The sequence below is a fragment of the Mesorhizobium sp. WSM4850 genome (assembly GCF_055811735.1).
The window spans coordinates 219,611-230,149 of record NZ_JBVVPV010000004.1 but is presented as its reverse complement, the minus strand read 5'-3'; the positions used below and the strand labels follow the sequence as shown (position 1 = coordinate 230,149).

General features: G+C 57.9%; 10 protein-coding genes. 4 read left to right on the top strand and 6 right to left on the bottom strand.

The genetic code is table 11. The features are described from left to right. Window positions 1-149: 149 nt before the first annotated feature. The 3 genes from AC0L2Z_RS08120 to AC0L2Z_RS08110 all read right to left on the bottom strand — a co-directional run bounded on the left by AC0L2Z_RS08120 (window position 150) and on the right by AC0L2Z_RS08110 (window position 3,378). Window positions 150-923 (bottom strand): TylF/MycF/NovP-related O-methyltransferase, encoded by a 774-nt coding sequence (locus tag AC0L2Z_RS08120; RefSeq protein ID WP_473616294.1) that lies wholly within the window; start codon window positions 921-923, stop codon window positions 150-152. 149 nt (window positions 924-1,072) lie between these two features. Beyond that, complete coding sequence (locus tag AC0L2Z_RS08115; RefSeq protein WP_287050463.1) at window positions 1,073-2,356, bottom strand: polysaccharide biosynthesis/export family protein; 1,284 nt, start codon at window positions 2,354-2,356, stop codon at window positions 1,073-1,075. A gap of 155 nt (window positions 2,357-2,511) precedes the next feature. Further along, on the bottom strand, window positions 2,512-3,378 hold the full coding sequence (locus tag AC0L2Z_RS08110) for a glycosyltransferase family 2 protein (RefSeq protein WP_128245259.1): 867 nt from the start codon (window positions 3,376-3,378) through the stop codon (window positions 2,512-2,514). 342 nt (window positions 3,379-3,720) lie between these two features. Here AC0L2Z_RS08110 and AC0L2Z_RS08105 point away from each other — a divergent pair, with 342 nt between their 5' ends. The 4 genes from AC0L2Z_RS08105 to AC0L2Z_RS08090 all read left to right on the top strand — a co-directional run bounded on the left by AC0L2Z_RS08105 (window position 3,721) and on the right by AC0L2Z_RS08090 (window position 8,241). After that, a complete protein-coding gene (locus AC0L2Z_RS08105; RefSeq protein WP_473627452.1) occupies window positions 3,721-5,004 on the top strand; it encodes a glycosyltransferase in 1,284 nt (427 codons plus the stop codon). A gap of 233 nt (window positions 5,005-5,237) precedes the next feature. Beyond that, window positions 5,238-6,221, top strand: a complete 984-nt coding sequence (locus tag AC0L2Z_RS08100) for a class I SAM-dependent methyltransferase (RefSeq protein WP_287061285.1) — start codon at window positions 5,238-5,240, stop codon at window positions 6,219-6,221. A 30-nt stretch (window positions 6,222-6,251) separates the two neighbouring features. Continuing rightward, window positions 6,252-7,211 (top strand): glycosyltransferase family 2 protein, encoded by a 960-nt coding sequence (locus AC0L2Z_RS08095; RefSeq protein WP_128245261.1) that lies wholly within the window; start codon window positions 6,252-6,254, stop codon window positions 7,209-7,211. Window positions 7,212-7,251: 40 nt separating this feature from the next. Further along, window positions 7,252-8,241 (top strand): hypothetical protein, encoded by a 990-nt coding sequence (locus AC0L2Z_RS08090; protein WP_287244721.1) that lies wholly within the window; start codon window positions 7,252-7,254, stop codon window positions 8,239-8,241. On the opposite strand, the gene AC0L2Z_RS08085 is transcribed toward AC0L2Z_RS08090, so the two are convergent. The 3 genes from AC0L2Z_RS08085 to AC0L2Z_RS08075 all read right to left on the bottom strand — a co-directional run bounded on the left by AC0L2Z_RS08085 (window position 8,202) and on the right by AC0L2Z_RS08075 (window position 10,331). Next, on the bottom strand, window positions 8,202-8,585 hold the full coding sequence (locus tag AC0L2Z_RS08085; protein ID WP_473627448.1) for a Rossmann-fold NAD(P)-binding domain-containing protein: 384 nt from the start codon (window positions 8,583-8,585) through the stop codon (window positions 8,202-8,204). The genes AC0L2Z_RS08090 and AC0L2Z_RS08085 overlap by 40 nt on opposite strands. Next, window positions 8,582-8,728, bottom strand: a complete 147-nt coding sequence (locus AC0L2Z_RS08080; RefSeq protein ID WP_287061281.1) for a hypothetical protein — start codon at window positions 8,726-8,728, stop codon at window positions 8,582-8,584. Before AC0L2Z_RS08080 ends, AC0L2Z_RS08085 begins: the two co-directional genes overlap by 4 nt. Before the next feature lie 157 nt (window positions 8,729-8,885). Beyond that, a complete protein-coding gene (locus AC0L2Z_RS08075) occupies window positions 8,886-10,331 on the bottom strand; it encodes a lipopolysaccharide biosynthesis protein (RefSeq protein ID WP_473627447.1) in 1,446 nt (481 codons plus the stop codon). Window positions 10,332-10,539: the final 208 nt, after the last annotated feature.

The following is a 10,539-nucleotide window of genomic DNA, read 5'->3' as shown; positions in this document are numbered from 1 at the left end:
CCCTCAACGCCATCCTGGCCGCCGCCGGCTACAACTTCTCCCTCCTGCTCAGGTGGCTGAAGGATTTTTTGTCGCTCTTGATCGCCCTGCTTCAACTTCGGTCGAAGTCGGTCGCCGCTTAGCGCCCGGATTGTTCACGGTCGACAGGCTCAGAGCTTTCGGAAGTATCCATGAGCTCCGAAACCCATAGTGCTATCGAATCCACCATACAAAAGCGCAACCTTTTCGGGTTTATCGCTAAGGAACTCGTCGCAGGCCTTCTTTACCCCCGGATAGAGATTGACTGAGTCGAACAATCCAGGATCACTGTAGTCGTCTATCAGACATGCAGCACCCTTTGATAGGCGAGGATACACATACTCCAAGCTGACCTTGACCGAGTCGTATAGGTCACCATCCAGATGCGCAAATGCAATTTTGTCCGGCAACTGTGTGGGAAGCGTATCTTCGAACCATCCCTGGTGAAGAATAGGCTGCCGAAGATTCAAACGCTTGAAGTTTGCCATGAGCGCATCCTTCGTAGTGGCCATGTCGCCCTTGTGAGCGTTGGCGTGGCCATCTTCGGCACTGGCGTTCGGGAGACCTTCGAAGCTGTCATACAAGTGAAGGTTCCTGCTTGGATCGTAATGCTGAAGTATGCGTTGGAATACCACGGCTGACTTGCCTTCGTGGCATCCCAATTCACAGAAGTCTCCCGGTACGTTGTAGAAAAGCGCTGCGCCTGCCAAGTGATACATGTCCATTCTCTGTTCAACACTGGTCATCCAGCCCGTGCGAACAGGTGGTGCGAGGACGAGATTTATTCCAAGTTTTCGGAGAACCTTGTTGGCAAAGCGTACCGTCTGAGACTTGGATGGCTTCTGTTGAATCCATTCATCGAACGTGTTGGTCAAGAAGACGTTCGGTAGGTCAGTTGCTTGCATAGCGAAGTCTCTTTTCCTCTCAAAGAGCGCGATGGCGATAGAGCTATATAGTGCGTGTATTGGTCAAGGAAGTTACCTGATCTACATCAAGCAGTCGCGCGTTTCTACCTAATCCTTCTAGCAAGACCCACCGGGAGGCTACGGAACGCCTACAGTTCGCCGGCGGTTTCTGCCTTGAGTTCTATTCCCGGCGCCTCGTGCCGCTCGGTCGATGTCAGGTCCAGCGCGCCCGTTTCATCCTCAGCCAGTGGTATTTCAACCTTGATCGTGTCTCCGGGCTCGACGGCACTCGTTTCGCTAGCTTGGATTTGCACTGTCGCACCATCCGCCGACGGCCGGAAAATCGTGTAGATCGGCGCAGCCAGCTCCGCATCAGTTCGGCGGGCAAGAAGGCTCGGGGCAGAAACCGCGGACTCGTACAATAGCCGCCTTGCCGTCTCTGTCTTGCTTTCGAGAGCATCGAGCTCAGCTTGCGTTTGACGCAGGTCGATCGTTACCTCATTTTTGCGCCCATCCTGGAGCTCGAGAATTGATATGTCAGTTTTGCTGATTTCCTGACGCCCACGCAGCAGACTGGTTTCCGCCGACAACCTCTCGCTCTGCGCCTGGGCAAGGGCCCGCTCTAGAGAAAACTCGCGCGGGGCCGCCGCAAGGCCTTTGACGACAAGCGCCGAAACCGCTGTCAACTCTTTCTGGATTGAGCCGATTTGCTTGTCGAGGAAAACGAGTTGCGCTTCCAGCGAGGCAAGTTCCTTCTGGAGGAACTCGCGCAGTCCATGAAGCGCCCTGACCTGAGTGTCCAATCCCTCGCTGCGCGCCTGGAAGATCAGGCGCTCCTGCTTCAAGAGCATCGCAAAGACGTCGTCTTGAATGCGGGAGGTCAATTGGGCCGGAAACTGAATGTCGCTGGCATGCGAGAGTTCCGCCTCGAGTCGTGCCTTGCGAGCGATGAGACTGGCCTCGTTCAGTCTGAGCAGGCTCACATCCCCTTCGCCCTGGATCACTTCGCGCTCGAACCTGGCGTCCCTGTCCTCTCGAGTCCGCAACCCGCCCGCGATGCTCAATGCCTGCAACACGGTCAGCCCAGGCCGGTATGCGAATTCTCCCGACTGCGTCACCTTGCCGACAACATAGAACGGTCGGAACTGGACGATTTCCACCGCCGTATTCGGTTTTCGGGCAAGGCCGGTACTTTTCATGAGACTGTCGCCGATCGAGTTTGCGATCTCACCGGTGGTGAGTCCGGCGGCCTTGATTTCGCCGACCAGCGGTAGCGAAACGGAGCCATTGGGACCGACCGTGTACTCGTCGTTGAGAGCATCCCAGCCAAAAATCTTGTCGCGTGACGCACGCCATTCGTAGACCTTGACGCGGAGCTTGTCCTGCGGACCGAGCACATACTCTTTGTCGTTTGCAGCCGAGGCACCCAACATGCCGGCCAGGGATATCCCCGCATACACCACGACGTGGAGAATGCGCCAACCTTTGCGCTGAGCCGACAACTGGCCCAGGCGCCGAACTCGATGATTTGAGCGAGCGTCGCTGTCGACTGAAAAGGGCAGTTCCTGGAGCATCTCTTACCTCTGCACTAGATCTTCAGAATATACTCGGGCTCCACCCGGCCCCTTGCCACATGTGAAAGGGCCAGGAGATTGCCGCGCAGACGCCCTCGCCGGTCGACGTAGGATTCCGGCCAGAGGCTGCGCATGAGATTGGCGAGCAGATTTTTGCCCATCAATCTAAGTGCGAAAGTCGATGGGACGGTGCCTTTGCGGACGAGGTAGATCGGATTCGCCACTTGGGAATAGCCGAAACGGATGCCGTTTACGCGACCGCTCTTGATGCCGAGGTGAACCCCGCGGATCGACGGCAAACGGACGACCCGCCCTCTGGCTCTCAACTGGCTGGTGAAATCAACGTCTTCCTGCCAGCCATAGAGCGCAAGCCGTTCGTCGAAGCGCAGGCCGTTGATGAATGCGGCCCTGATCGACATGTTGCATCCATAGGCGCTGAGTTGATCCACCCCACGCGATTCAGTCGCAGGGCCGGCCTCGCGAAGCGCCTGGATGCCCTCGTCCCATGTGAGCCCTGCGGTTGTCGCGCCGTCCTTAAGCACGTGTCCCGTCATCACTGCCCAGTCGGGCTGCTGCTTGAACGCCTTCGATACGCCTTCGAGGTAGTCGTCCGCCGGAATGAAATCGTCGTCGAAAAAGGTGATTATGTCGAAACGGTCGCCTGCGACGTCGAGGGCGATGTTGCGCTGCGCCGGCAAGCCGGTCCTTCCGACGACGCGCGATACGGGAAACCGGCAAACCGTGTTACCGGGAATATGGCTGGCGTCGGGGGCCGACAGTATCACGGCGTCAGGGAGCAGGGTCTGTCGCTCAAGCTGTGCGAGAAGCCGAGCCACTTGTTCCTTGCGACCAAACGTTGCGACGATCACCACCACTTTCATCGACGATCAACTCTCCTCGCGAGCAATGGATTACAGATACGGCGTGCGACCACTGCTTGCGAAGTGAGCGCGCTGTGATCCTAATCCGCCGGCCGCGCCGATACAGCCTGCGCATAAGGTTAGCGTTGAGGCCTGCTTAGGCCCATCGAAGTAGTAGACGTACCTCGTTGGAGTACATCCGGCCTCGGGAGGGTGCGGCGCTTAACCCGATAGGCAACTTGTTTGGACGGGACGGACGGCACACAGTCGCTGAGCATCCGGGCAACAAGAATTCCGGAAAAAGTGCCAACATTCCGTGAGGGGCAAAGCATGCGCCATGTGCGACAGCCGAAAGCAACCACTATGGTGGGCCGTGATGCCAAACATTTGCGATCCATCAGCAAGACGCCATTTGCCGCGATAGACCGCAACGCCCGCATCGCCGTCGTGCATGATTGGTGCCCCAACTTTCGGGGAGGGGAGCAGGTCCTTGCTCGTATCTGCAAGACTTTTCCAAGAGCCGAGGTCTTCACCCTCTTTGATTTTCTCCCGAAGGAAATCAAGGAAGAGTATTTTCCAGGCGTAATTTTCCACGTTTCCGGCATGAATCGACTTCCGTTCGTGGAAAAGTACTACAGGTCACTTTTCTTTCTCTGTCCGTTTATGATCGAACAATTTGATGTCACGGGTTATGACGCGGTAATTTCCTCTTCGGCCGCATTCTCTCGAGGCGTTCTGACTCGCCCAGACCAACTACACCTGTGCTATGTGCACAGTCCGGTGCGGTATGCGTGGGACGAACAATTCTCCTATTTGCAGCAAGCAGGCCTGGGATTTGGACCAAAAGGTCTAGCCTTTCGTTACATGCTTCACAGGCTGCGGACCTGGGACACCCGAACGGCACATGGTCCTGACCTGATGCTGGCAAACTCGAATTATGTCCGCTCTCGAATCGAACGGATTTACGGCCGCGACGCGCGGGTAGTCCATCCGCCGGTCGCCATCGAGGATCTTAAATTCGTGGTCAACAAGGATGACTACTACGTCACGGCCGCGTTCCACGCCCCGTATAAGCGTACGGATCTGATAATCGAGGCGTTCAGCAAAACGCCGTCGCGTCGCCTGGTTGTTGTAGGCGACGAAGTACAATCCAAGCATCTGCGATCGCTTGCCGGCTCCAACATAGTCTTCACCGGTTATCTGCCGCGGCATGAATACATCGAAAAAATCGCCAATGCTCGTGCGATGGTGTTCGCTGGATGCGAGGATTTCGGGATAACGCTTGCCGAGGCCCAAGCGTGTGGTACTCCATTGATCGCCTTCGGCCGCGGAGGTGCGCGCGACATTGTCCGGCCGCTTGGCGAGAGCGCCCATCCGACAGGTGTGCTCTTCGACCGTCAGGCCGTCGATTCCGTAGCTGGGGCCATTGATCTATTCGAGAAAAATGCACTGTCCATTACGCCGCACGCCTGTCGCATGAACGCGACCCGGTTCTCCGAGGAAAGATTCGACCTGGCGATTCTCGACGCCCTTGGCCTGGCCCAGTCTGTCCAACTCGCTCGCGCAACCGAGTACAATGAACTCTTCGGAGCCGAGAGCTCGACGCACGATATAACCGGTTCACTTGTCGAGCCAATTCTACAATGAACTCATTTGACCTTCACATGGCAAGTAACCGCAAAACGCTTCGATTGGCCGTGTGCCCGTGCTGCTCGGCGCCAGTCAGCCGGTCAATCTACCGGGTCGAAGCCATCCCGGTGCATAGTTGCGTCCTGCTTAACTCGGCCCAAGAAGCCCATGCCTTTCCTCGTCGCGACCTTGACCTCGCATTCTGCGAAGCATGCGGGTTCATATTCAACAGGGCCTTTGACGAGACGATCATGGGGTACTCCACCAACTTCGAGGAATCCCAGCATTTTTCCAGCACCTTCAACAATTTCGCGAAGGGACTTGCACGCGAGATTGCACAAAAATGTGCGATAGCCGGCAAGCACGTGTTAGAGATCGGCTGCGGCAAGGGTGAATTTCTCCGCGAACTTTGCATGACGGCCGGCGCCACCGGGCTCGGCATCGATCCAGCTTATCGAGCCGACAAAGGCCGTAATGACGAGTACGGCGACGTCAAGATCATCGTCGATTTTTTCGGACCGGACTACCAGCATCTCCAGGCGGATACGGTCCTCTGTCGCCACACGCTCGAACACGTAAGCTCGGTGTCGAGTTTCGTGCGGCTGATCCGCAAGATGATCGGCAAGAGGACCCAGGATTGGGCGGTCTTCGAGACGCCGGATGCAAAACGTGTGCTCGTGGAGAGCGCGTTCTGGGACATTTACTACGAGCATTGCTCCTATTTCAGTCCTGGCGCGCACGCACGCCTGTTTCGCCAGGAAGGTTTCGACGTTACCGATCTGGAGCTCGTCTACGACAACCAGTACATCGTTCAGTACGCCCGGCCGTCAGCCGGCCGGACGACGCCGAGACTACCGCTCGAGCACGATCTGGAAGTGATGCACCGTTTGGCGGAAACCTTTCCCGCCCGCGTGCGAGCCGCTCAGACTTGCTGGCAGGAGCGCATTCGCGCCGCGCACGCCGCCGGCCGGCGGGTCGTCCTGTGGGGCGGCGGCTCCAAGGCAGTGTCGTTCCTGACGACCTTGCAGCTTGGAGACGAAGTCTGGGCAGCAGTCGACATCAACCCCTACAAGCAAGGCAAGTTTACGCCCGGAACCGGGCACCCGGTCATCGCGCCAAGCGACTTGTTGGACGCTCCCCCTGATCTCGTCATCGTCATGAACCCGATATACCTGAATGAAGTGACGCAATCCTTGATTGCGCTGGACCTTCGAGCGGAAGTCGTCGCGGTCTGATTGCGCTCTCTCGTCAAAGAAGAACCCGAAATGGAACGTCCTAAGTCGCCGCAAGTGTCCCTTGGTATGCCGGTCTACAACGGCGAGAATTTCGTCGCCGAAGCGATCCGGTCGATCCTCGAGCAGGACTTCGGTGATTTCGAACTCGTCATCACCGACAACGCTTCGACGGATAGAACAGCCGATATATGTCTGGAATTCGCGAGGCTGGACAAGCGCGTCCGTTATGTCCGAAACGCGCGCAATTTGGGCGCCGGTGCCAATTTCAATCGAGCTTTCCAGCTGAGCACAGGCGAATATTTCAAATGGTGCGCGCACGATGACCTCTTGAGCGGTGGTTTCTTGACAGACTGCGTGCGTGCGCTTGACGCGAATGCCCGCCACGTTATTGCCTACCCGCGCCTGCTGGGAATCGACGAGACAGGGCAGCTCACTTCCTATGTCGAAAGGGTGCTGCCGGACATGGAAGGACCGTGGCCCGCATCCCGCTTCCGGTTGATGGTTGCTGCGCACGGTTGGGATGCTGCGATGTTCGGCCTTTGGCGTCGGGAATCCTTAGCCAAGACGACATTGCACGAGCCCTACTACGGCTCCGATTGTGCGCTTCTGGCCGAGATGGCTCTTCTCGGGACGTTTGTTCATGCGCCCAACGCGATACTGTACAGCCGTGACCATCCGACGCGCTCGGTGCGGTTGCCAAGCTCCGAGCGATTGGCTTGGCAAAATCCTGGTGACTCCGCGGCGAATGCCTTTGAATTGTCGAGGCGGCTAAAACACCTCGTCGCAATTGCCTATCGGCACAGGCGCACAGCACCGTTGGGCATGACACTGCTTCATCTGGTTGCGTGGATCTTGGATCCGCTGCTTATCGCAAGATTGTTCCTGGAACTTGTAGGCGCCATATCTCCGCAGCTTCGTACCAAGCTCCGCGGCGCCGGCCTGGGAGCGCTGAAACGCATTCATGCCGTGTCAAACCGATCGCCTGGCTAGAAACGAGTGATCTGGTGCGACGCCCGTCGGGAGGCTTTGTATGAACCTTCGCCAAGTCACGCCCGCGGCCTCAACAGTGTCAGCCTTCCGAAAATTGCCGGAGGGCTCGGGCAAGAGAAATCTGGTGATCGTCCGGGCGGGGCGTAGCTCTTTGCATGCCGGCTGGACTGAGGGGGCGGGCGACGCCGACTTCGATCTTCTCGTCGCCGCCTACGAGGCTGGCGTCTCCCATGGACAGGACGAGTTCAGCGTATTTCTCCCGGGGCGCAAGATCGCCGGCTATCATGCCTTGTTTCAATGCTACCCTGAAATTGTGACGCGATATGATCTCATTGCACTGATCGACGATGACATCGAGACGACGAAGCTGGACTTGAATCGTCTGTTCGCCATAGGCCGCCGCTATAAACTTGATCTGTTTCAGCCAGCACTGTCTTGGGACAGCTATTTCTCCTACGCAGCGACGCTTGTCATCGGCAAGCGATATTTATTGCGATATACCAACACGGTCGAGATGATGTGCCCGGTGTTCAGCGCCAGGTGCCTGCAAACGGCATTGAAATTGTTCGGGCTCGGCTACGAGACGGGAATAGACCTTCTTTGGACCCGCCTGACTGACATGCCTTGGTTGCGGTACGCCATCGTTGACGATGTCGTTGTGAGACACACGCGGCCCGTCGGGACAACAAAGTCGCTTCAAGGTTTCGCCGCCAACGAGCGTTATGACGTGCAGGTTGATGCTGTGCTGAAGAGGTTCGGCGCTGCGTTTCGCGGGTTCGTAACCTATGCAGCGGTGGACCGGCGCGGGCAGCTCATCCGGTCTCGCTTTCTGATCGGCCTTAACTCGCTGTCCCTTTGGCGGGCCCTGCCCAAGACGCCACTTAGATGGCCGCAGTTTATGCGCCGCTCGACCGACTATACGCGACACTGCTGGCTGAGGCCGGTCAACCTGCAACGGATCGACGTCGAAGGAGTGGTTAAGTCAGGCCGTCAGCCGCAAAGTCTGGGTCGCCGGCTCAGGCAACGATGATATTGGGCGCGAGACCAAGCTTGTGTGCCGCCTGGGCAACTTCGTCTCGATAGAGCGGTCGTCACGATGATTGACCGCACGGGTCGGCCGCGTAGACTCTCCGGCCCAACCACAGCTGTGCCTGTGCCTGGAGCAAAGCGCTCTTGCTTGTGCGGGTTGACGTCGACCAGAGCGCTTATCCGCGCGCCCTCGGGAACGACGTTGACGAAAGTGATACCGTTTGATCCCGCACCCCAGGCAAGGTAATGGGTAATCGCGCCACCAGGCGACTTTGTCGCGATAGTTTTGGTCGAAGCGGCGGACCAACGTATCAATCCTTCCAGTCTTGAAAGACCAGCGGTCATCCCGGTTTCGGGAGGCTTGCTTCGATGAAGAGGTACTGGTCACGGTCGCGTCCCCACAGGTGGTGTAGCTCGGCGGTAGCGACGCCGCTCGCGAGCGCGCCCTCGATAGCGCTGTTGCGATCGAGCGGCTTTGCGGTGGTCATCGACAGAACTTGCGCGCGCTCGAGGAGAAGACTCCGGATTCCGATCTCTTGCGCGAGATGATTGGCTTTGCCGCCGAGAGGTTGGGGGCGCCACCGGCGCCGGCTGGAAGGGCTCCTATTTCCCCGGGTTCTTCTACAGGTCGCGCCCGACACCAAACTAGCCGCGAAGCCTGAGGAACAAGTCTCGCGCATTGAACAGGTCAGAGCGCACCAGCACGAAGAGAGCCGTACAATAGACAGCGGCTCCAAGGACAATTGCGCTAATAAGAAGCGTCTCCTGTGAGGCGTGCTCAGGCGCGCTGCTTAGCCACGCGCTGACGGCGCCGAACATCAGGAGGGCGGCGAGAGCCAGTCGTGGGAAGATCTCAAGGGGTCTCAGCACGTCGATACGCGCGATGCGCTGAGCGTAGAAGAGGAAGATTGGTAGGAGGACCAGGCCGCAGGCTACGAGCGCCACCATTGTCATCTCGAGGCTGATCTGCGCAGTGACGGACAACAGCATCGTTGCGACAACAGAGTAGGCTATGTTCAACTTCAGGATCAACCTGGAGTGACCCATTGCAAGGATCGTAAACGCGCAGAGGCTGTCAACCGTGCGTTGCAGGCCCAGCAGCATGAGAATCTGGACAGCGACGACCCCGCTGGCCCATTGCGGGCCGAAGATAAAGGGAACCGCGATCGGTGCGATCGCGGCAAATCCGATGAATGCAGGAAACCCCGCTATCCCGGCGATGCGGACGGTCGTGTTGAAGAAGCGGTCGATCTTTTCGGGTTGATCTTGAATCCGTGCCACGGTGGGCATAGTGACAGCCATCAGCGGACTGAGGAATACTTGCACCAGAAGGTCGAGCGGACGACGGGCGAGAGCATAGACTCCGACCGCGTGGGGGCCGAGGAACGTACCGAGTAGGACCTTTGGAATTTCCTCATTCAAAAAACTCCAAAAAGTCTGGACGATAAGCGGGCCACCAAATCCTAATAGGTCACGAACCTTTGCATAGGAGAAGGTCAGACGGGGTCGCCAAGAACTGCCAACGAGCAGGACAGCGGTTTCCACAGCCGCTTTTGCAAGGTGCATCCAAATCATGCTCCATACGCCGAAACCGCCTATTGCCAAGACGATGCCGAGTGTGCCGCCGACGACGGTGCCGGCAAGCGTACGCAACGCGAACAAGCGGAACTCGAGTTGGCGCTTCAACACAGCCGCAGGTACCGACGAGAGGGCCTGGATTACGACGACCACGCTGCTCCAGCGGATGAGATCTTCGAGAATGGGCTGTCCGAACGCTGCAGCAATCAAACCGGCAGACATCCAGATGAGCCCGCTAATCACCGCGCCGCTCGCGGCGAGAAGCCAGAAGGCCGAGTCAAAGTGTAAGGACTCAATTTTAGGATGCTGAATGAGTGCCTCCGGTATTCCGGTCGTGACCGGAACAGCAAGAATGACGGGTACAACCATGGAGAGGGCGGCGAGGCCGAATGCTTCAGGTCCGAGGTGCCTGGCCAATACGACAAAAACGGCAAACATGGCTGCTTGCCGCCCCCATGTTTCGACTGCTGTCCAAGCTGCGCCGGTGACAATCTTCGCGCCGATCGATGTCATCGCATGTCTCTTTGCCCGTTGGAGGACGGAACTGCGACTTTCGATCGCGCAGTCAAGGCTTTCCGTCGTCGTCTCACAGCTGCGCCGCTAGCGATCTGGCCTGGTCTACGTGAATAAAAAGGAGAGCCGTCGATCTCTCTCCGGCTACCGTTTATCGAGCTGGAATCTCGCGAACGCAGAGTTGTCGCGGGACACAGATGGCGTTTCG